This is a genomic window from Streptomyces sp. NPDC001315 (genome assembly GCF_042896175.1).
GTDB lineage: Bacteria > Actinomycetota > Actinomycetes > Streptomycetales > Streptomycetaceae > Streptomyces.
Window position 1 is genome coordinate 905,035 of record NZ_JBIAWZ010000001.1, and the last position, 20,093, is coordinate 925,127.

At 72.0% G+C, this 20,093-nt stretch carries 21 protein-coding genes; 12 read left to right on the forward strand and 9 right to left on the reverse strand.

Annotated features, from left to right (window positions below):
* The first annotated feature begins 18 nt into the window (after positions 1-18).
* Genes cobM through cobC form a run of 6 tightly spaced genes read left to right on the forward strand, consistent with a single transcriptional unit; the run spans position 19 to position 6,372 of the window.
* The gene (cobM, locus tag ACFY16_RS03945; protein ID WP_390645468.1) at positions 19-837 is read left to right on the forward strand and encodes a precorrin-4 C(11)-methyltransferase; all 819 of its coding nucleotides are present in this window, start codon (positions 19-21) and stop codon (positions 835-837) included.
* Positions 834-2,081: a precorrin-6y C5,15-methyltransferase (decarboxylating) subunit CbiE gene (cbiE, locus tag ACFY16_RS03950; RefSeq protein ID WP_390645469.1), complete on the forward strand. Its 1,248-nt coding sequence runs from the start codon at positions 834-836 to the stop codon at positions 2,079-2,081. Before cobM ends, cbiE begins: the two co-directional genes overlap by 4 nt.
* Entirely contained in the window at positions 2,078-3,805 is a 1,728-nt protein-coding gene (gene cobJ, locus ACFY16_RS03955) for a precorrin-3B C(17)-methyltransferase (RefSeq protein ID WP_390645470.1), read from the forward strand. Before cbiE ends, cobJ begins: the two co-directional genes overlap by 4 nt.
* Positions 3,802-4,392: a precorrin-8X methylmutase gene (locus tag ACFY16_RS03960; RefSeq protein ID WP_390645471.1), complete on the forward strand. Its 591-nt coding sequence runs from the start codon at positions 3,802-3,804 to the stop codon at positions 4,390-4,392. The genes cobJ and ACFY16_RS03960 overlap by 4 nt, the downstream gene beginning before the upstream one ends.
* Positions 4,389-5,315 (forward strand): sirohydrochlorin chelatase, encoded by a 927-nt coding sequence (locus tag ACFY16_RS03965; RefSeq protein ID WP_390645472.1) that lies wholly within the window; start codon positions 4,389-4,391, stop codon positions 5,313-5,315. Before ACFY16_RS03960 ends, ACFY16_RS03965 begins: the two co-directional genes overlap by 4 nt.
* The gene (gene cobC / locus ACFY16_RS03970) at positions 5,305-6,372 is read left to right on the forward strand and encodes an Rv2231c family pyridoxal phosphate-dependent protein CobC (RefSeq protein ID WP_390645473.1); all 1,068 of its coding nucleotides are present in this window, start codon (positions 5,305-5,307) and stop codon (positions 6,370-6,372) included. Before ACFY16_RS03965 ends, cobC begins: the two co-directional genes overlap by 11 nt.
* A 100-nt stretch (positions 6,373-6,472) precedes the next feature.
* Here cobC and ACFY16_RS03975 read toward each other — a convergent pair whose 3' ends face one another.
* The 5 genes from ACFY16_RS03975 to ACFY16_RS03995 form a co-directional block, all read right to left on the reverse strand.
* Positions 6,473-7,393 (reverse strand): SCO1860 family LAETG-anchored protein, encoded by a 921-nt coding sequence (locus tag ACFY16_RS03975; protein ID WP_390645474.1) that lies wholly within the window; start codon positions 7,391-7,393, stop codon positions 6,473-6,475.
* A 246-nt stretch (positions 7,394-7,639) separates the two neighbouring features.
* On the reverse strand, positions 7,640-8,731 hold the full coding sequence (locus ACFY16_RS03980; RefSeq protein WP_390645475.1) for an amidohydrolase family protein: 1,092 nt from the start codon (positions 8,729-8,731) through the stop codon (positions 7,640-7,642).
* Positions 8,732-8,752: 21 nt separating this feature from the next.
* A complete protein-coding gene (locus ACFY16_RS03985; protein ID WP_390645476.1) occupies positions 8,753-9,544 on the reverse strand; it encodes an amino acid ABC transporter ATP-binding protein in 792 nt (263 codons plus the stop codon).
* A complete protein-coding gene (locus ACFY16_RS03990) occupies positions 9,541-10,377 on the reverse strand; it encodes an amino acid ABC transporter permease (RefSeq protein WP_390645477.1) in 837 nt (278 codons plus the stop codon). Before ACFY16_RS03990 ends, ACFY16_RS03985 begins: the two co-directional genes overlap by 4 nt.
* Positions 10,374-11,225 (reverse strand): transporter substrate-binding domain-containing protein, encoded by an 852-nt coding sequence (locus tag ACFY16_RS03995; protein ID WP_390645478.1) that lies wholly within the window; start codon positions 11,223-11,225, stop codon positions 10,374-10,376. Before ACFY16_RS03995 ends, ACFY16_RS03990 begins: the two co-directional genes overlap by 4 nt.
* 207 nt (positions 11,226-11,432) lie before the next feature.
* Between ACFY16_RS03995 and ACFY16_RS04000 the strand changes: the two genes are divergently transcribed.
* The 6 genes from ACFY16_RS04000 (at position 11,433) to thpD (ending at position 16,764) form a co-directional block, all read left to right on the forward strand.
* Positions 11,433-12,533: a pyridoxal-phosphate-dependent aminotransferase family protein gene (locus ACFY16_RS04000; protein ID WP_390645479.1), complete on the forward strand. Its 1,101-nt coding sequence runs from the start codon at positions 11,433-11,435 to the stop codon at positions 12,531-12,533.
* Positions 12,534-12,758: 225 nt separating this feature from the next.
* The gene (locus ACFY16_RS04005; protein ID WP_390645480.1) at positions 12,759-13,274 is read left to right on the forward strand and encodes a DinB family protein; all 516 of its coding nucleotides are present in this window, start codon (positions 12,759-12,761) and stop codon (positions 13,272-13,274) included.
* 305 nt (positions 13,275-13,579) lie between these two features.
* Complete coding sequence (ectA, locus tag ACFY16_RS04010) at positions 13,580-14,095, forward strand: diaminobutyrate acetyltransferase (protein WP_390645481.1); 516 nt, start codon at positions 13,580-13,582, stop codon at positions 14,093-14,095.
* A 13-nt stretch (positions 14,096-14,108) separates the two neighbouring features.
* A complete protein-coding gene (gene ectB, locus ACFY16_RS04015) occupies positions 14,109-15,380 on the forward strand; it encodes a diaminobutyrate--2-oxoglutarate transaminase (protein ID WP_390645482.1) in 1,272 nt (423 codons plus the stop codon).
* A 63-nt stretch (positions 15,381-15,443) separates the two neighbouring features.
* Positions 15,444-15,866 carry an ectoine synthase gene (locus tag ACFY16_RS04020; protein WP_390645483.1) on the forward strand — a complete coding sequence of 141 codons (423 nt, stop codon included), beginning with the start codon at positions 15,444-15,446 and terminating at the stop codon, positions 15,864-15,866.
* Between the two features lie 7 nt (positions 15,867-15,873).
* A complete protein-coding gene (gene thpD / locus ACFY16_RS04025; protein ID WP_390645484.1) occupies positions 15,874-16,764 on the forward strand; it encodes an ectoine hydroxylase in 891 nt (296 codons plus the stop codon).
* Positions 16,765-16,831: 67 nt separating this feature from the next.
* Here the strand turns inward: thpD and ACFY16_RS04030 are convergent, their stop codons facing one another.
* From ACFY16_RS04030 to ACFY16_RS04045, 4 genes are all read right to left on the reverse strand, one after another.
* Positions 16,832-17,884 (reverse strand): aminotransferase class V-fold PLP-dependent enzyme, encoded by a 1,053-nt coding sequence (locus ACFY16_RS04030; protein ID WP_390645485.1) that lies wholly within the window; start codon positions 17,882-17,884, stop codon positions 16,832-16,834.
* Between the two features lie 95 nt (positions 17,885-17,979).
* Positions 17,980-18,696 (reverse strand): DsbA family oxidoreductase, encoded by a 717-nt coding sequence (locus ACFY16_RS04035; RefSeq protein WP_390645486.1) that lies wholly within the window; start codon positions 18,694-18,696, stop codon positions 17,980-17,982.
* Between the two features lie 75 nt (positions 18,697-18,771).
* On the reverse strand, positions 18,772-19,317 hold the full coding sequence (locus ACFY16_RS04040) for a GNAT family N-acetyltransferase (protein ID WP_390645487.1): 546 nt from the start codon (positions 19,315-19,317) through the stop codon (positions 18,772-18,774).
* 111 nt (positions 19,318-19,428) lie between these two features.
* On the reverse strand, positions 19,429-20,037 hold the full coding sequence (locus tag ACFY16_RS04045; RefSeq protein ID WP_390645488.1) for a DUF1349 domain-containing protein: 609 nt from the start codon (positions 20,035-20,037) through the stop codon (positions 19,429-19,431).
* Positions 20,038-20,093 lie beyond the last annotated feature (56 nt).

Sequence of the window (20,093 nt, forward strand, 5' to 3'; positions counted from 1 at the left end):
ACGAGAGGACTCGAACCCATGGCCGATGCCCCCACCGGCAAGGTGACCTTCGTCGGTGCCGGCCCCGGCGCCGCCGACCTGCTGACGTTCCGGGCCGCGCGCGCCATCGCCGAGGCCGACGTCGTGATCTGGGCCGCGAGCCTGGTCCAGGCGGATGTCCTCGAGCACGCGCGGGAGGACGCGGAGATCCTCGACTCGGCGACCATGTCCCTGGAGGGCGTGGTGGCCGTCTACGAGCGGGCCCGGGCCGAGGGCCTGCGTGTCGCGCGTATCCACTCCGGCGATCCCGCTCTGTGGGGCGGTACGCAGGAGCAGGTCGACCGGTGTGCCGGGATCGGGATCGAGACGGAGATCGTGCCCGGGGTCTCCTCCTTCTCGGCCGTCGCCGCGCTCGCGCAGCGCGAACTGACGATCCCCGAGGTCGCGCAGTCCGTGATCCTCACCCGGCTCGGCGGCGGGAAGACGCCGATGCCGCCCGGGGAGGAGGTGCGCGAGTTCGCCAAGCACGGGACGACCATGGCGGTCTTCCTGTCGGCGGCGCGCAGTGGTCAGCTGGTGCGGGAGCTGCTGGAGGGCGGCTACCCGACCTCCACCCCCGTCGTCGTCGCGTACCAGGCCACCTGGCCGGAGGAGCTGATCGTGAAGTGCACGATCGGCACGCTGGAGGAGACGGTCAAGGAACACAAGCTCTGGAAGCACACCCTGTTCCTGGTCGGCCCGGCGCTCAACGCCGGCGGCACGCGCTCGCACCTGTACCACCCGGGCCACTTCCACGGCTACCGCAAGGCCGACCCGGAGGCCCGCAAGGCCTTGCGCGCACGGGGTGCCGGCACGTGATCACGGTTGTCGGCACGGGAACCGGCGCGCCGCCGCCGGGGGACGTCCTCGCGGGGGCGGAGCTCGTCGTGGGCGGCCGACGGCACCTGGACGCCGTACGGCCGCGGCTGCCGGAGACGGCCGAGCTGATCGTCCTCGGGGCGCTGGCGCCCGCTCTCGACACCATCGGGGAGTACGTCGGGAAGGGGCGGCCGGTCGTCGTGCTCGCCTCGGGGGATCCGGGGTTCTTCGGGATCGTGCGGGTGCTCGCACAGCGGTTCGGGGCCGGGGCGCTCGACGTCCGGCCCGGGGTGTCGTCCATTGCCACCGCGTTCGCGCGGATCGGGCTGACCTGGGACGACGCCGTGGTCGTCAGCGCGCACGGGCGGGAACTGCGTACGGCGGTCAATGTGTGCCGCGCCCATCCGAAGGCCGCCGTGCTGACCGGGCCCGGCGCCGGTCCCGCCGAGCTGGCGGCCGCCCTCGCCCGCGCGTCGGCCGAGCGTGTCCTCGTGGTGGCCTCCGCGCTGGGCGACCCGGAGCGCGAACGCGTCGAGCGGGTGACGCCGGCTCAGGCCGCCGCCCGTGACTGGGGTTCGACGGTGAGCGTGGTGCTGTGCCTGGACGAGTCGCGGACGGTCGGTGACGTGCGTTCGGTCGCCGGCGCGGCGCCAGGGCCCGCGGGCTGGGCGCTGGACGAGACCGGGTTCGCGCACCGCGACTCGATGATCACCAAGTTCGAGGTGCGGGCGCTGGCGCTGGCCCGGCTCGGGCCGCGCCCCGGCGACCTGGTGTGGGACGTCGGCGCGGGCTCCGGCTCCGTGGCGGTGGAGTGCGCGCGGCTGGGCGCCGCCGTCTCCGCGGTGGAGAAGACCCCGGACGGCGTCGGGCGGATCCGCGCCAACGCCGCCGCGCACGGCGTCGACGTGCACGTGGTGCACGGCACGGCGCCGGACGCGCTGGCGGAACTCGACGATCCCGACGCCGTGTTCGTCGGCGGCGGGGGCCGTGAACTGCCCGGGATCGTCACCGCGTGCGCGTGGCGGGCCCGGCGGACCGTGGTCGTCGCGATGGCCGCGCTCGACCGGGTACCGGCGGCACGTGCGGCGCTCACCGGCGCCGGGTTCGACTGCGACGGCGTACTGCTGCAGTCGTCGCGGCTCGCGCCGCTGCCGGGGGACGTGACCCGGCTGGCGGCCACCAATCCCGTTTTCCTGCTGTGGGGCACCCGCCCCGCGGTGCGTACCGAAGGAGTTGCCCAGTGATCGGCCTCATTTCCGCCACCGCGGCGGGGGCGGCGGCGCGCGACCGGCTGGCCGCGGCATGGCCGGACCGTACGCGGGTGTACGACGGACCCGTGGGGGACGCCGTACGGCGGGCGTTCGCGGAGTGCGAGCAGTTGGTGTGCTTCCTGGCGACGGGGGCGGTCGTACGGCTCGTCGCACCGCTGCTGGGCGACAAGCGGACCGACCCGGGTGTGGTGTGCGTCGACGAGGGCGGGCGGTTCGCCGTGTCGCTGGTGGGCGGGCACGGCGGCGGCGCCAACGAACTCGCCCGTGTGGTGGGCGGGTTGCTGGGTGCGGAGCCGGTGGTGACCACGGCGACGGACGCGGTGGGCGTCCCCGGGCTGGACACGCTCGGCCTCCCCCTGGAGGGGGATGTCGCCGGGGTGACCCGGGCCCTGCTGGACGGGGAGCCGGTGGCGCTCGACGCCGAGGTGTCCTGGCCGCTGCCTCCGCTGCCGGTGGCGGCGCGGGGGGCGTACACGATCCGGCTGACCGACCGCGCGGTGGAGCCCGCCGCACACGAGGTGCTGCTGCGTCCGCCGTCCCTGGTCGTCGGTGTCGGCGCCTCCAGGGGCGCACCGGCGGACGAGGTGCTCGGGCTGGTCGAGCGGGTGCTGCGGGACGCGGGGCTGTCCGCGCGTAGCGTCGCCGAACTCGCCACCGTCGACGCCAAGGCCGAGGAGCCGGGCATCCTGGCCGCCGCCGAGCGGCTCGGTGTGCCCCTGGTGACGTACTCCGCCGAGGAGCTGGCGGCCGTCGAGGTGCCGAACCCGTCCGACGCGCCGCTCGCCGCCGTCGGTACTCCCTCCGTCGCGGAGGCCGCCGCCCTCGTGCGGGGCGGTGAACTCCTCGTCCCCAAGCGGAAGTCCGAGCGTGCGGACGGGCAGCCCGCGATGGCGACCTGTGCCGTCGTACGGCGGCCGGGGCGCGGGCGGCTCGCGGTGGTCGGGCTCGGGCCGGGCGCCCGGGACCTGCTGACCCCGCGTGCCGAGGCGGAGCTGCGGCGCGCCTCCGTGCTCGTGGGGCTCGACCAGTACGTCGACCAGATCCGCGATCTGCTGCGGCCCGGCACCCGGATCCTGGCGTCGGGGCTGGGCGCGGAGGAGGAACGGGCACGGACCGCGGTCGCCGAGGCCCGGCGCGGGCAGGCCGTCGCGCTGATCGGGAGCGGGGACGCGGGCGTGTACGCCATGGCCTCGCCCGCGCTCGCCGAGGCGTCCGACGACATCGACGTGGTCGGGGTGCCCGGCGTGACGGCGGCGCTCGCGGCCGGGGCGATCCTGGGTGCGCCGCTGGGCCACGACCATGTGTCGATCAGCCTCTCCGACCTGCACACGCCGTGGGAGGTCATCGAGCGGCGGGTGCGGGCCGCGGCGGAGGCGGACATCGTCGTGACGTTCTACAACCCGCGCAGCCGGGGCCGCGACTGGCAGCTGCCGAAGGCCCTGGCGATCCTCGCGGAGCACCGGGAGCCGGCGACGCCGGTCGGTGTCGTACGGAACGCGTCTCGCCCGGACGAGTCCAGCCGGGTCACGACGCTGGCCGCCCTGGACCCGGCGACGGTCGACATGATGACGGTCGTGACCGTGGGCAACACGGCGACCCGGCAGATCGCGGGGCGCATGGTCACCCCGCGCGGCTACCGCTGGCAGGCTCCATCGATCAGTGGCTCCGCCACGGACCCGCAGGAGGACACCAAGTGAACCGTGTGGTCCACCCGATCGAGCAGGAGTCCTTCCGGCGGCTGCGCGCCCGCCTGGACACCTCGCACTTCCCGCCGCTGTCGCGGGCGGTGGTGGAGCGGGTCATCCACTCCGCCGCCGACCTCGACTACGCCACCGATCTCGTCCTGGACGAGGGGCGGTTGGAGAAGGCGCACGCCGCCCTGCACGCGGGGGCGCCGGTGGTCGTGGACGTGGAGATGGTCGCGGCCGGGATCACCCGCCGTGAGACCGTCTGCCGGCTGAAGGACGCCAGGTCCGGTCCCGGGCTGACCCGTTCGGCGCACGCGATCCGGCTGGCGTACGAGGAGGTCGGCCCCGGCGCCCTGTGGGTGATCGGCTGTGCGCCGACCGCCCTGGAGGAGCTGCTGACGCTGGACGCCTCCCCCGCGCTCGTCATCGGTCTGCCCGTCGGTTTCGTCGGGGCGGCCGAGTCCAAGGCGGCGTTGCGCGAGAGCGGGCTGCCCGCGGTGAGCAACGTGTCCGAGAAGGGCGGTTCGGCGGTCGCCGCGGCCGCGCTCAACGCCCTGCTGTACCACTCCGTTTCGCACTCCGAGGAGAAATCGTGACCACCCCGCCGCCCGCCCTGCTCATCGCCGGCCATGGCACCCGGGACGATGCCGGAGCCGAGGCGTTCCGCGACTTCGTACGGGAGCTGGGTCGCCGCCACCCCGAACTGCCCGTCGCGGGCGGCTTCATCGAGCTGTCCCCGCCGCCGCTGGGCGATGCGGTGACCGAGCTGGTGGAGCGGGGGGTACGCCGGTTCGCCGCCGTGCCGCTGATGCTGGTGTCCGCCGGGCACGCCAAGGGCGACATCCCGGCGGCACTGTCCCGCGAGAAGGAACGGCACCCCGGGATCTCGTACACCTACGGGCGTCCGCTGGGCCCGCACCCGTCGCTGCTGAACGTGCTGGAGCGGCGGCTCGACGAGGCGCTCGGCGGTACCGGCCGGACGCCCGAGGACCGGGCCGACGTGACCGTGCTGCTGGTCGGGCGCGGCTCGACGGACCCGGACGCCAACGCCGAGGTGCACAAGGCGGCGCGGCTGCTGTGGGAGGGGCGCGGATACGCGGGTGTGGAGACGGCGTTCGTGTCGCTGGCGGCGCCGGACGTGCCGAGCGGCCTCGACCGGTGCGTGCGGCTGGGCGCCCGCCGGATCGTCGTCCTGCCCTACTTCCTCTTCACCGGCATCCTGCCGGACCGGGTGCGGCAGCAGACGGAGGGCTGGGCGGCCGCGCATCCCGAGGTCGAGGTGCGGTCGGCGGACGTGATCGGTCCCGAGCCGGAACTCCTGGACCTGGTGATGGAGCGGTACGCGGAGGCGGTGAAGGGCGATCTGCGGATGAACTGCGACTCGTGCGTGTACCGCATCGCGCTGCCGGGCTTCGAGGACAAGGTGGGGCTGCCGCAGCAGCCGCACTTCCACCCGGACGACGACGGCCACCACGGGCACCACCATCACGGGGGGCACACGCACTCGCATGCGCACTGAGGATTCCATCGCGGACGGGCACGACCTGCGCCACCACGGGGACGCCGAGGTGCGCGACGACGGGGCACAGCTGGTCGACCTGGCCGTCAACGTCCGCGCGGACACTCCCCCGGCCTGGCTGCGGGAGCGGATCGCGGGGTCGCTGACCGGGCTGGCCGCGTATCCGGACGGGCGGGCCGCACGGGCGGCGGTGGCGGCTCGGCACGGGCTGCCGACGGACCGGGTGCTGCTGACGGCGGGCGCGGCGGAGGCGTTCGTGCTGCTCGCGCGCGCACTGAAGGTGCGCCGGCCGGTGGTCGTGCACCCGCAGTTCACGGAGCCGGAGGCGGCGCTGCGGGACGCGGGACACACGGTGGACCGGGTGCTGCTGCGGGCGGAGGACGGCTTCCGTCTGGATCCGGCGGCGGTGCCGGAGGACGCGGACCTGGTGGTCATCGGCAATCCGACGAACCCGACGTCGGTGCTGCATCCGGCCGCTTCGATCGCCGGACTCGCCCGCCCGGGACGGACGTTGGTGGTCGACGAGGCGTTCATGGACGCGGTGCCGGGCGAGCGGGAGGCGCTGGCCGCGCGGACGGACGTGCCGGGACTTGTGGTGCTGCGCAGCCTCACCAAGACGTGGGGCCTTGCCGGGCTGCGGATCGGGTACGTGCTGTCGTCCCCGGAGACGATCTTCGCGCTGGAGCGGGCCCAGCCGCTGTGGCCGGTCTCCACGCCGGCGCTGGCGGCGGCCGAGGCGTGCGTGGGTCCGCAGGCGCTGGCGGAGGCTGCCCACGCGGCCCATCGCGTCGCCGGTGAACGGGCCCATCTGGTCGCGGGGCTGGCGCAGTTCGCGGCGGCGGGGGTGCGGGTCGTGGAGCCGGCGGAGGGGCCGTTCGTGCTGGTGCGGATGCCGGAGGCGGGCGCCGTGCGGCATCGGTTGCGGGAGCTGGGGTTCGCGGTGCGGCGCGGGGACACGTTTCCGGGGCTGGGCGAGGAGTGGGTGCGGCTGGCGGTGCGGGACCGGGGGACGGTGAGCGGGTTTCTGCGGGCGCTGGGACGGGCGTTGGGACAGTGAGGCGGGGGGTCTCGCCCCCGCCGCCCCTTCCCGTCCCATCCCGGGGTGCGCTGCCCCGGCCCCCCGCTCCTCGAACGCCGGAGGGCCGGATTCTCTGTGCTCAGCCCCGACGCCGCGCCACCGCCACCGCTCCTCCGCCGGCCACCACCAGCGCTACCGCGCCGCCCGCGATGTACGGCGTCACCGAGCTCCCGCCGGTCTGCGCCAGGTCGGCCTTCGCGGGCGCGCCCTGCGCCTTCACGTCGGATCCCGGGTCCGCCGCGGATCCCGGGTCAGCGCTTGCCGGTGCCGCCCCCGGCGCCTCGCACGTCGCCCTCGCCAGGGACAGTGTGCCCTCCACCTCGGCCACGTTCAGCTTCAACGGGTTGACGGACACCGTGAGTTCCAGCGCGGTCGCGGCCGCCGTACGGGAGGTGGTCTCCCGCTTCGACAGGTCCAGGCGTACCTCGCCGACGCCGGGCACCTTGACGTCCGTGGGGCCGCCCGCGGTCAGCGTGACCCGCTTGCCGAGGACGGTCACCGAGCCGAGGACGTCGGACGTCGCGACCGGTGTCTTCCCGGCCTCGCAGGTCGCCTTCGAGGTGATGCCCTCGACCTCGATGACGGACAGCAGGGGCAGGCCGGGGACGTGGAGCCTGACGTGGGCGAGGTCGGTGTAGCCCTCGGCCTTGGTGGACGTGACCGTCGCCCTGGCCGTCGCCACGTCGGCGCGCAGCACGCTGAAGGGCTTTCCGCCGTCGACGCCGTCGAGGTGAGCCGTCAACGCGGTCTGCTGCGCGTCGTTCTGCTGCCGCGGCGCCTGGACCTCGTTGAGGGAGACCGCGAGCGGGACGTCCACGGTCTTGTTGAGGAGGGCCACGTCGAGGCCGGTGCGCAGGACGGCGGCGCTCGCGCGCCCCTCGTCGGTGGTCGCGTGGGCGGCGCCCGCCGTGGCGAGGGCCGCGGGACCGGCGGCCAGGGCCGTGGCCGCCGCGACGGCGGCGAGACGGCGTGCGGGCATGCGGAAGTGATTGCCGTTCAAGGTGGGGGACCCCCAGAAGAGACGTGCTTGGGACCCGGCAAGGATTACGCACTGCGAGTGAACAGGCGGCAATCCCCCGTCACTTCACTCCATCGTGGGTTTCCCGTGAACGTTTTCGATTCTCACGGCACGGGTGTTCCATGCCGCCACCCCCGTACCTCCCTCCGTGCGAGCGCACGGGTTGACGCACCCGCGCACGCGAGGGAGTGCAACGACGTGCCCGCCCAGTCGGTCACGCCTCGTCAACTACTCGACGATCCGCCCGTTCAGCACCACTCGCAGCGGAGCCGCCAGCACCCGTACGTCCGCCCGCGGATCCCCCTCGTACACGACCAGGTCCGCCGCGGCCCCCTCTTCCAGCCCGGGCCGGCCCAGCCAGCCGCGCGCAGCCCACGTCGTGGCCGCCAGAGCCTCGACCGGGGGGATCCCGGCGGTCACCAGTTCCGCGACCTCGCCCGCCACCAGGCCGTGCGCGAGGCTGCCTCCGGCGTCGGTGCCGACGTACACCGGGATGCCGGCGTCGTGGGCGGCGCGCACCGTGTCGTAGCGGCGCTCGTACAGCCGTCGCATGTGGGCCGACCAGCGCGGGTACCTGGCCTCGCCGCCGGCCGCCAGCTGCGGGAAGGTGGCGATGTTGACGAGGGTCGGGACGATGGCCACGCCCCGTGAGGCGAACAGCGGGATCAGGTCCTCCGTGAGACCCGTCGCGTGCTCGATGCAGTCGATGCCCGCCTCGACCAGGTCGCGCAGGGAGTCCTCGGCGAAGCAGTGGGCGGTGACGCGCGCGCCGAGGCGGTGGGCCTCCGCGATCGCGGCCTCGACCGCCTCGCGCGGCCAGCAGGCCGACAGGTCGCCGAGGTCACGGTCGATCCAGTCGCCGACCAGCTTGACCCAGCCGTCGCCGCGCCGGGCCTCCTGGGCGACGTACGCGACGAGGTCGTCCGGCTCGATCTCGTGGGCGAAGCCCCGGATGTAGCGGCGGGTGCGGGCGATGTGCCGGCCGGCCCGGACGATCTTCGGCAGGTCCTCGCGCTCGTCGATCCAGCGGGTGTCGGAGGGCGAGCCCGCGTCGCGGATGAGCAGGGTGCCGGCCTCGCGGTCGGTCAGCGCCTGCTTCTCCGCCACGTCCTGGTCGACCGGGCCGTGCGGGCCCAGGCCCACGTGGCAGTGCGCGTCGACGAGGCCGGGCAGGGCCCAGCCCTCGACGGTGCGGATGTCGCGGGCGCCGGCGGGACGGTCGTAGGAGATCCGGCCGCCGACGACCCACAGCTCGTCGCGGATCTCGTCCGGGCCGACGAGGATCCGCCCCTTCACGTGCAGCACCGCGTGATCGCTCATGTACGGCACCTTAGTGAGCCGCTAGGCGGACCCGCCCACCTGGTCGGACGTCTCCTCCTCCACCTCGGCCATCGCGGGGTCGAGGAGGCGGGAGAGGAAGTGGCGGGTGCGTTCGTGGCGCGGGTTTCCGATGACCTCGCCGGGGGCGCCGTCCTCGACGATCACTCCGCCGTCCATGAAGACGACCCGGTCGGCGACCTCGCGGGCGAAGGTCATCTCGTGGGTGACGACCATCATCGTCATGCCCTCGTTGGCGAGCATGCGCATGACGGCGAGGACATCCCCGACGAGCTCCGGGTCGAGCGCAGAGGTCGGCTCGTCGAACAGCATCACCTCGGGGCCCATCGCCAGTGCGCGGGCGATGGCGACTCGCTGCTGCTGGCCGCCGGAGAGTGAGGCCGGGTAGGCGTCCGCCTTCTCCGACAGGCCGACGCGCTCCAGGTTCTCGGCGGCGACCTTCGCAGCCTCCGCCTTGCCCCGCCCGAGCACCCGGCGCTGCGGCAGGGTGAGGTTCTCGGTCACCGACAGGTGCGGGAAGAGGTTGAACTGCTGGAAGACCATGCCGATACGACGGCGTACCGCGTCGATGTCGACGTCGGGGTCGGTCAGCTCGGTGCCACCGACGAAGACCTGCCCCTTCGTGGGCTCCTCCAGGAGGTTCACGCAGCGCAGCAGGGTCGACTTGCCCGAGCCCGACGGGCCGATGACGCAGACGACCTCGCCCTGGCCGATCTCCAGGTCGATGCCGCGCAGCACCTCGTTGTCGCCGAAGGACTTGTGCAGGTCGCGTACTTCGATCTCCGGTCGGCTCATTTCACGGCCTCCTGAGCCTTGGCCTCCATACGGCGTACGACGAAGCCGAGCGGGATCGTGACCAGCAGGTAGCACAGGCCGGCGACGAGGATCGGCGTGGAGTTGGCGGTCGTGCTGGCCAGGTCACGGCCGTACTTGGACAGTTCGCGTTCCTCCAGGGTGACACCGAGGAACAGCACCAGCGAGGAGTCCTTGAAGAGGAGGACGAGTTCGTTGGTCAGCGGCGGGAGGATGATGCGGAACGCCTGCGGGATGATGATCGAGACCATCGCGCGGGCGGGCGAGAAGCCCAGCGAGCGGGCCGCCTCCAGCTGCCCTTTGGGGACCGCCTGGATGCCCGCGCGGATCGTCTCCGCCATGTACGCGGCCGCCACCAGGCCGAGCGCGAGGGCGACCTTGCCGTACGTCCCGCCGGGGATCTCCGTGCCCGGGAAGGCCAGCGGGACGGCCACACCGATGAAGATGAAGATCAGCAGGGCGGGCAGCCCGCGGAAGATCTCGATGTAGACGCCGGCGAACCAGCGGTACGGGCCCACCGACGACAGCCGCATCAACGCGATCAGCATGCCGAGCACCAGGCCGACGACGAAGCCGGACAGCGTGTACAGCACGGTGTTCTTCAGCGCCAGCGTGATGACGTCCGGGAACATCTGCCGGGCGATGTCCCACTGCGCGAACTGGTTCTTCAGCCGGCCCCAGTCGGCCGTGACCGCGAAGGCGATCACGGCGGCGACGAAGACGACGTACTGCGCGCCACGCGACAGGCTGCGCTTCTGGCGCCGGGTCAGGCCCTTCCTGCGGGGCTGGACTTCGACCTTCGCGGTATCACTCATGAGGCGGACGGCGAGGCGGCGGACACGTCGTACGGGCCGATCCACTTCTCGTAGAGCGTCTTGTACGTGCCGTCGGCCTTGGCCTCGGTGATCGCCTTGTTGATGGCGGCGAGGAGCTCGGTGTTGCCCTTCTTCACCGTGAAGCCGTACTGCTCACCGGTGTTGAGGTTGTCGACGACCTTGAAGGCGTCGGCGTTGGCCTTGTCCTTCAGCCAGCCCTGGACGACCGGGAAGTCGATGACGACGGCCTTGACCTGGCCGCTGCGCAGGCCGTTGAGGACGGCGTCGGAGGACTCGAAGGAGACCGGGTCGAAGCCCTGCTTCCTGACGTAGTCCTCGCCGGTGGTCTGGGCCTGGGCGCCGAGCTTGACGCCCTTGGACTTCACGTCCGTGAGGGAGGTGATGCCGCTCTTCTTGTCGACCAGGACGGCCTGGGTGGCTTCGAAGTAGGGGTCGGAGAAGTCGACGTTCTTCTTGCGTTCCTCGGTGATGGTCATGCCGGCCGCGGCCACGTCGCACTGGCCGGAGTTGAGGAACGCGCCGGTCTTGAAGTTCTCGAACGGTGTGTCGAGGATCTCCTGCTTCACGCCCAGGTTCTTGGCGACCAGGTCGATGAGGGAGACGTCGAAGCCCTGCACCTTGCCGTCGATCTCCGACTGGAAGGGCGGGTACGGCAGGTGGGTGCAGGTGGTGAGCTGCCCGGCCTTGACGAGTTCGACCCCGCCGGCCGCGGTCTTGGTACCGCTGCCTCCGCCGTCGCTCGAGGAGCAGCCGGCCACGAGGACCAGTCCGACCGTCGCTGTGGTGGCGGCCAGGACGCGGGTCCGGCGTCCGAGGAGCGTGTTCACGGGGTGACCTCCTGAAGGGGTCCGTGGGGGGCTGTGAGTGAACTGTGGGTTCCGATTATAAGGAGATGTTTGGGTCTCTCAAATCAAACCGATGACTTCGTGACTGTCCGGCCTGGGAAGTAGCCGGTCGGAGAGGCGGTGGTGCCCGCCGGATACCCTCGACTCCGTCGACCACTCGTGAGTGAAGAGAGCGAAGAGAGCACCGCCGTGACCCACCCCTTCCTCGACCTGCCCCCGCTGAGCGCCGCGCACTTCGCCTCGATCGAGGACCGCGTGGCCCGGCTGCTCGACACCCGGCAGGACGTCGTGATCATGCAGGGCGAGGCGCTGCTCCCGCTGGAGGGCGCGATCCGCGCGACGACGGGTCCCGGCACGACGGCCCTGAACGTGATCACCGGCCCGTACGGGCAGACCTTCGGGAACTGGCTGCGCGACTGCGGGGCCACGGTGGTCGACCTGGCTGTGCCCTTCCACACGGCTGTCACCGCCGACCAGATCCGGGAGGCCCTCACCGAGCACCCGGAGATCGACTTCGTGTCCCTGGTGCACGCCGAGGCGGCGACCGGCAACACCAACCCGGTCGCGGAGATCGGCGAGGTGGTGCGGGAGCACGGCGCCCTGTTCTACCTGGACGCCGTCGCCTCCGTCGGGGCCGAGCCGGTGCTGCCGGACGCGTGGGGCGTCGACCTGTGCGTGATCGGCGCGCAGAAGGCGATGGGCGGTCCGGCCGGTGTGTCGGCGGTGTCGGTGAGCTCGCGGGCCTGGGCGCGGATGGCCGCGAACGCCGGGGCGCCGCGCCGGTCGTACCTGTCGCTGCTCGACTGGAAGGAGCGGTGGGTCGACGGCGGCCGCAAGGCGCTGCTGCACGCGCCGGCCCAGCTGGAGATGCTCGCGCTGGAGGCGTGCGTCGAGCGGATCGAGACGGTGGGGCTGGAAGCGGTGATGGCCCGGCACCGGGGCGCCGCGCTGGCCACGCGGGCGGGGGCGGTGGCTCTGGGCGGGGGGCTGGAGCCGTACGTGTACGAGGCGAAGGACGCGGCGCCGGTCGCCACGACGCTGCGGACGCCGTCCGGGGTGGCGGCGTCGGAGCTGGTGGCCCGGGCGCTGGCGTCGGACCCGACGTTGCCGCTGGCCGCGGGCGGGGGTGCGTTGGCGAAGGAGATGATCCGGGTCAACCACTACGGGGTGGACGCGACGATGGGGGCGGTGCAGGCGTGTCTGGCGGCGCTGGGCGCCGCGCTGGGCGAGAAGGGGCTGGACGTGGATCTCGAGGGGGCTCGGCGGGCCGTGGAGGATGCGTGGCGGTAGTGGCGTGGCGGTAGCGGTGGGCTGAGGTTCCGGCCTCTTTCGCCCCCGCCGCCCCTTCCCGTTCCCGACCCTGGGGGCTCCGCCCCCAGACCCCCCTTTCGACCCGAACGGCCTCGTCCTCGGACTCCCCCACTCACGGCTTCGCTCGAGCGGGGGCCCCATGACGGGCCGAAGACCCGGCTCGTCCTCAACCGGCGGACGGGCCGGATCCCTACGCTGTCGCCCATGACTGCATCCCTTCCCGACGGCCGCCCCATCCCCCTCATGACCGGCGGCGAGCGCCCGATGCTCGAGAGCTGGCTCGCCTTTCACCGCGCCACGCTGGAGCTCAAGTGCGCGGGGCTGGACGACGCGCAGTTGCGCGTCGCGGCGGCCGATCCCTCGTCCCTCACCCTGCTCGGGCTCGTCCAGCACCTCGCCGAGGTCGAGCGGAACTGGTTCCAGCGGGTGTTCGCGGGTCTCGACGTCCCACCGGTGTACGACGAGGAGAGCGGGTACGCCCTCGCCCCCGGGCGGGGTCTCGACGAGGTGCTGGCGGTCTGGCGCCGGGAGATCGCGCGGGGGCAGGAGCTCTACGCGGGACGGTCGCTGGAGGACACCGGGCGGATCGCGGACGGGCCGATGGCCGGTCTCGAGGTCAGTCTGCGCTGGGTGCTCATTCACCTGATCGAGGAGTACGCGCGACACAACGGTCACGCGGACATTCTTCGGGAGCGTATCGACGGGGTGACCGGAGCCTGAATTCGGAGTAATTCCGGAATTCCTATCGAGGGTAGCTTCCCGCATTCTTCTGCCCGCTCACCCCGTATCTAAACGCAAAGATTCCGCTAACGCTTTCCGGTGTGATTCGCGGGGATTTCGTGAAGGTCACACCCATGTGACGCGTTCCACAGGAAGGTTGTTTTGCGGCTTTCGTGCCGGACAAACCGGCACATTCACCATGCAGCTGCGCGCCTGCTCACGCCCGCGTGATAACACGGAACCGGCTCGGACGTAAGCCCCTCCCTCCATGCATTTTTTAATTTCCCTCGGTAAATTCAATTCGCATGACTGCCGCACAAGCAGACCTGCACATCGACCGCCCGTCGGTCACGGACGGGGCCGCTCTCTGGCGAATCGCCAAGGACTCCGGGACGCTCGACCTGAACTCCTCCTACAGCTATCTGCTGTGGTGCCGCGACTTCGCCGGTACGTCGGCGGTGGCACGCGGAGAGGAGGGGCGGCCCGTCGGATTCGTCACCGGATACGTCCGGCCGGAGCGTCCGCGCACCCTGCTCGTCTGGCAGGTGGCGGTCGACCCGGCGTACCGCGGCCGCGGGCTCGCCGCCTCGCTGCTCGACGGGCTGACCGCCCGGATCGCGGCCGAGCGCGGGCTCACCTCCGTCGAGACCACGATCACGCCGGGCAACACCGCCTCCGAGCGGCTGTTCACCTCGTACGCCGCCCGCCACGGGGCGACCGTCACCCGTGAGGTGCTGTTCGGCTCGGAACTGTTCCCGGACGGTCCGCACGACCCCGAAGTCCTGTACCGCATCGGCCCGTTGACCCACCCGTCGCACTGAGGAGCGTTTCGCCGTGACCATCACGCAGCCCGACCTGAGCGTCTTCGAGACCCTGGAGTCCGAGGTGCGCAGCTACTGCCGCGGCTGGCCCGTCGTCTTCGACCGTGCGCAGGGCAGCCGCATGTACGACGAGGACGGCCACCAGTACCTCGACTTCTTCGCCGGCGCCGGTTCGCTCAACTACGGCCACAACAACCCCGTACTCAAACGGGCGTTGATCGACTACCTGCTTCGGGACGGTGTCACCCACGGGCTCGACATGTCCACCGTCGCCAAGCGGTCGTTCCTCCAGACCTTCCAGGACCTGGTGCTGCGGCCGCGCGACCTGCCGTACAAGGTCATGTTCCCGGGCCCGACCGGCACCAACGCCGTCGAGTCGGCGCTGAAGCTGGCGCGGAAGGTGAAGGGGCGCGAGGCCATCGTGTCGTTCACCAACGCCTTCCACGGCATGTCGCTCGGGTCGCTCGCCGTGACCGGCAACGCGTTCAAGCGGGCCGGGGCGGGCATCCCGCTCGTCCACGGGACGCCGATGCCGTTCGACAACTACTTCGACGGTCAGGTCCCGGACTTCCTCTGGTTCGAGCGGCTCCTCGAGGACCAGGGGTCCGGGCTCAACAAGCCCGCCGCCGTGATCGTCGAGACGGTCCAGGGCGAGGGCGGCATCAACGTCGCGCGCCCGGAGTGGCTGCGGGCGCTCGCCGACCTGTGCGAACGCCAGGACATGCTGCTGATCGTCGACGACATCCAGATGGGGTGCGGGCGCACCGGCGCCTTCTTCTCCTTCGAGGAGGCCGGGATCACCCCCGACATCGTCACCGTGTCGAAGTCCATCAGCGGCTACGGGCTGCCGATGTCGCTGTGCCTGTTCAAGCCCGAGCTCGACGTGTGGGAGCCGGGCGAGCACAACGGCACCTTCCGCGGCAACAACCCGGCGTTCGTCACGGCGACGGCCGCGCTGGAGACGTACTGGGCCGACGGGTCCGCCATGGAGAAGCAGACCCGGGCCCGCGGCGAACAGATCGAGCAGAGTCTCGTCTCGATCACCGAGGAGAACCTCGCCGACGTCAAGGAGTACCGGGGCCGGGGGCTGGTGTGGGGCCTGGAGTTCCACGACAAGGGCCGGGCCGACCGGGTCGCCCGGCGGGCCTTCGAACTCGGGCTGCTCGTCGAGACGTCGGGTCCGGAGAGCGAGGTCGTCAAGCTGCTGCCCGCTCTCACCATCACCCCCGAGGAACTGGACGAGGGCCTGCGCGTCCTCGCCCGCGCCGTACGCGAAACCGTCTAGCGCCCTATACGGGGCCGACCGGCGCCGTACGCGCAACCGTCTAACAAGGAGGTACACACCACCGTGATCGTCCGTTCGTTCAAGGACATCGAAGGCACCGACCGGCATGTCAGGGCCGCCACCGGCACCTGGGAGAGCAAACGCATCGTCCTCGCCAAGGAGCGGGTCGGCTTCTCGCTCCACGAGACGATCCTGTACGCCGGGACCGAGACGTCGATGTGGTACGCCAACCACATCGAGGGCGTCGTCTGCGTCGAAGGCGAGGCCGAACTGACCGACGACGAGACCGGGCAGAAGTACACGATCACGCCCGGCACCATGTACCTCCTCGACGGGCACGAGCGGCACACGATGCGGATCAAGGAGGACTTCCGCTGCATCTGCGTCTTCAACCCGCCCGTGACCGGCCGGGAGGACCACGACGAGCACGGCGTCTACCCGCTGCTCACCGAACCCGAGCCGGAGCCCGAGCCCGAGGAGGTGTGACATCCCCGTGACCACCACCGTCACCGATCTCTACCCCAGCCGCGGCACCACCGAGGTGTCCGTCCCCCGCCAGGACCCCGTCGTCTGGGGCGCCCCCGACACGCCGGGGCCGATCTCCACCGCCGACCTCCAGACGTACGAGCGGGACGGCTTCCTCGCCGTCGACCAGCTCATCGCCGAGGACGAAGTGGCCGTCTACCGACGGGAGTTGGACCGACTGGTCGCCGATCCCGGGATCCGCGCCGACCCGCGATCCGTCGTGGAGCCGAAGTCCAAGGAGATCCGGTCCGTCTTCGAGGTCCACAGAATCAGCGAGGTCTTCGCGCGTCTCGTCCGTGACGAGCGTGTGGTCGGCCGGGCCCGGCAGATCCTCGGCTCGGACGTCTACGTCCACCAGTCGCGGATCAACGTCAAGCCGGGCTTCGGGGCCAGCGGCTTCTACTGGCACTCCGACTTCGAGACCTGGCACGCCGAGGACGGTCTGCCGAACATGCGGACGGTGTCCGTCTCGATCGCGCTGACCGAGAACCACGACACCAACGGCGGGCTCATGATCATGCCGGGCTCGCACCGCACGTTCCTCGGGTGTGCGGGAGCCACGCCCGAGGACAACTACAAGAAGTCGCTGCAGATGCAGGACGCGGGCACGCCGTCGGACGAGGCGCTGACCGCGCTGGCGGGCGAGTACGGCATCAAGTTGTTCACGGGCAGGGCCGGTTCGGCGACCTGGTTCGACTGCAACTGCATGCACGGCTCCGGGGACAACATCACGCCCTTCCCGCGCAGCAACGTCTTCATCGTGTTCAACAGCGTGGAGAACAAGGCGGTGGAGCCGTTCGCGGCGCCGGTACGGCGGCCTGAGTTCATCGGGGCCAGGGATTTCACTGCCGTCCGGTGAGTCCGGCCCGGCCGGGCTTCACGGCCCGGCCGGGTCGCCGTCGGCGCGCCGCGCGTCGCGCGCCGGGTCAGCCGGACAGGACGTCCAGCAGGCGGTCGACGTCCGCGGTCGTGTTGTACAGGTGGAAGGAGGCGCGCAGATTGCCGGCGCGGTTGGAGACCTCGATGCCGGCCCGGCTCAGCTCGGGCTGCCGGTGACCGATTCCGGGCACGGAAACGATCGCCGAACCGGGCGCGGGCAGGGGCGCGTGGCCGAGCCTGGCGAGTCCCGCGCGGAAGCGGTCGGCGAGAGCGAGGTCATGGGTGTGTACGGCGTCCACGCCGAGTTCCTCGATGAGCGCGAGTGAGTGGCGCAGCCCGGCGTAGGTGAACAGGGCGGGGCTGACGTCGAAGCGGCGGGCGGAGTGGGCGAGTTCGGCCACCGGGCCGTAGCAGCTGTCCCAGGGGTTCTCCCCCGCTACCCAGCCGGCCAGCACCGGCGTCAGGCCGCCCAGGTCCTCCGGTACGACGAGGAAGGCCGCCCCGTGCGGGCCGAGCAGCCACTTGAAGCAGGTGGAGACGGTGTAGTCGGCCGCGTCGGCGTCCACCGGCAGCCAGCCGGCGGCCTGGGACCAGTCGACGTAGGTCCGGGCCCCGTGCGTGCGGGCCGCCTCGCGGAGCGCGGGCAGGTCCGCGATCCGTCCGTCGGCGGACTGCGCGGCGCTGACCGCGACGAGCGCGGTGCCCGGGCGGACGGACTCGGCGAGCCGCTCCAGGGGCACGGCGCGCACCTTGAGGTCGCCGCGGGCGTAGAAGGGGTTCACCACGGAGGTGAAGTCGTCCTCGGCGGTGAGGACTTCGGCACCGGCGGGCAGCGAGGCGGCGATCAGCCCGGTCTGCGCGGCGACCGAGGCCCCGGCGGCCACCCGGGCGACCGGGACTCCGGCCAGCCGGGCGAACGCGGCCCGGGACGCCTCCACGTCCGCGAACAGCGGGTCCAGCGGCCTGCCGTCGGCCCTGATCTGCACGGCCTCGTGCAGGGCGGCCACCGTACGGGCCGGGAGCAGCCCGCTGCTCGCGGTGTTGAGGAAGGTGTTCTTCGGGGCGAACTCGGCACGGACGAGGCTCTCGAAGGTCTTCATGGGACCACTGTGCGGCCGCGCGAAGTCGTAGTCCATTGCGGATTTCTGCGTGGTTCCGCCAACGAACGCTTATGGATGGGCCCCTACCTGCGCTTTCAGTGCTGCGGCACGGCACACCCGTCCGGGCCGCATGCCTCCGCGCCACCGTCGTCGATCAGCTTCAGCGGCGAGCGCTCGCCCCAGGCCTGCGTCAGTGCCTGGGCGAAGACCTCCGCGGGCTGGGCGCCGGAGACGCCGTACTTGCGGTCGAGGACGAAGAACGGCACGCCGTTCGCGCCGAGCTGCGCGGCCTCGCGCTCGTCGGCGCGGACCTCGTCGGCGTAGGCGGCCGGGTCGGCCAGGACCTCGCGGACCGCGTCGCTGTCGAGCCCGGCCTCGACAGCCAGCTCGACCAGCCGCTCGTCGCCCTCGGAGAAGACGGACCGCTCCTCGGCGAAGTTGGCCCGGTACAGGATCTGGATCAGTTCGTCCTGCTTGCCCTGCTCCTTGGCGAGGTGCAGCAGGCGGTGCATGTCGAAGGTGTTGCCGTGGTCGCGGCCCCGGGTGCGGTACGCCAGCCCCTCGGCGGCGGCCTGCGTGCCCAGGTTCTCCTCACCGGCCTGTGCCTGCGCCTCGCTCATGCCGTACTTCTTGGTGAGCATCGAGAGCACGGGCTGGATGTCGTTCTTGGCCCGCCCGGGGTCCAGCTCGAAGGAGCGGTGCACGACCTCGACCTCGTCGCGGTGCGGGAAGGCCTCGAGCGCCTTCTCGAAGCGGGCCTTGCCCACGTAGCACCAGGGGCAGGCGATGTCGCTCCAGATCTCGACGCGCATGTCTTCGGCTCTCTCCAGGTCGCACGGGTACGGAGACTCCCTCCGCCGCGTGCGTGAACGTTCAAGCAGCCTGTTTCATTCCCGGCTGTTCCGTTCCCGGCTGTTCCGTTCCCCGCTGAGCTCCCCGGCCACCGCATACCGCAGGAAGAGGTGGTGATCATTCTCGGCCGGCGGGTGCTCCGGGTCCGGAACCCACCCCTGGCGGCCGTAGAAGGCCTGGGCCCGCCGGTTGTCGACGTGCACGTCGAGCAGGGCCGTGTGCCTGCCGTCGGCCCGCCACTCCCCCACGCAGGCCGCGTGCAGGGCCGAACCGACGCCGGTCCGCCAGTGGCCGGGGTCGACATGGAACTGGAACAGCTTGACCGTGCCCGCCGGGGCGCCCTCCGGTGTGCGGAAGGAGGCGAGGCCGACGATGCGGCCCTGCTCGACGGCGCACAGCACATGCCCGTCCGGGCGCGCGATGGCACCCCGCCAGGTGGCGAGCCAGTCGGTGCCGTCGTCGGGGATCCCGTCCGGGTAGTACGTGGCCCTGGCGCGTGCGTGCAGCGCGGCGACGGCCTCGGCCTCTGCGGCCAGGACGGTACGGATCACCCGGTCGCCGGTCACTCTGTCACTGATCACGCAACGAAGGACGTGGCCACCGCCGCCCCGGTTCCGAGGCGGCCGGACTCACCGCGGGGCTGCGGGTGGGCCTGCTGATCAGCGCGGCGCTGTTCGTGGTGACGTTCCCGCTCAGCTGCCGTCTCGCAGGTCGTCCGGCCAGGCAGGCCGGAACTCGAGGTGGTCGTACGTCACGACGCACCCCTCCCCCATCGGCGACTGCGCCATGAAACCGACCAGGGCCGCGCCCGTCTCCTTCTCCTCGCCCAGGGTGAACAGCCGGACGAAGGTCCAGCGCTTCCCGTCGCGGGAGGCGTGGAAGGCGAAGGCGCGGCCGGTTCTGCTCACCCGCAGCCAGACCGAACTCCCCTCCACCGTGAAGGAGTTGGCGTCGTCGGAGTGTCCCCGGGTGACCACCGTGCACACGGTGGGTACGTCCGGGGAGTACTCCAGGCAGAGCTTGGCCCAGGCCCGCTCGCCGACATGGACGTAGAGCACCCCCGCGTCGAAGGCGCCGGCGAAGCCGACCGTGACGCGGGCGATCAGCTGGAAGTCCCCCTCCGGCGACCCGAGCAGCCGGGGCGCGTCGGAGGCGGGATCCAAGGCCTCACCGGTGGGCGGGACGAACCGGTCCTGCCGGGGTCCGGCCCATCCGCTGAGGATGCCGTCCTCGTAGGACCAGTGCCCGTCGGGGCCGTAGGTGCGGAAGGGGAAGGGCAGTTCGGGAAGCTCGACGTCCATCACCACAGTCTCTCAGGCCGACTGAAGGAACCCAGGGGCGCCGGCCGCGAAAGCCG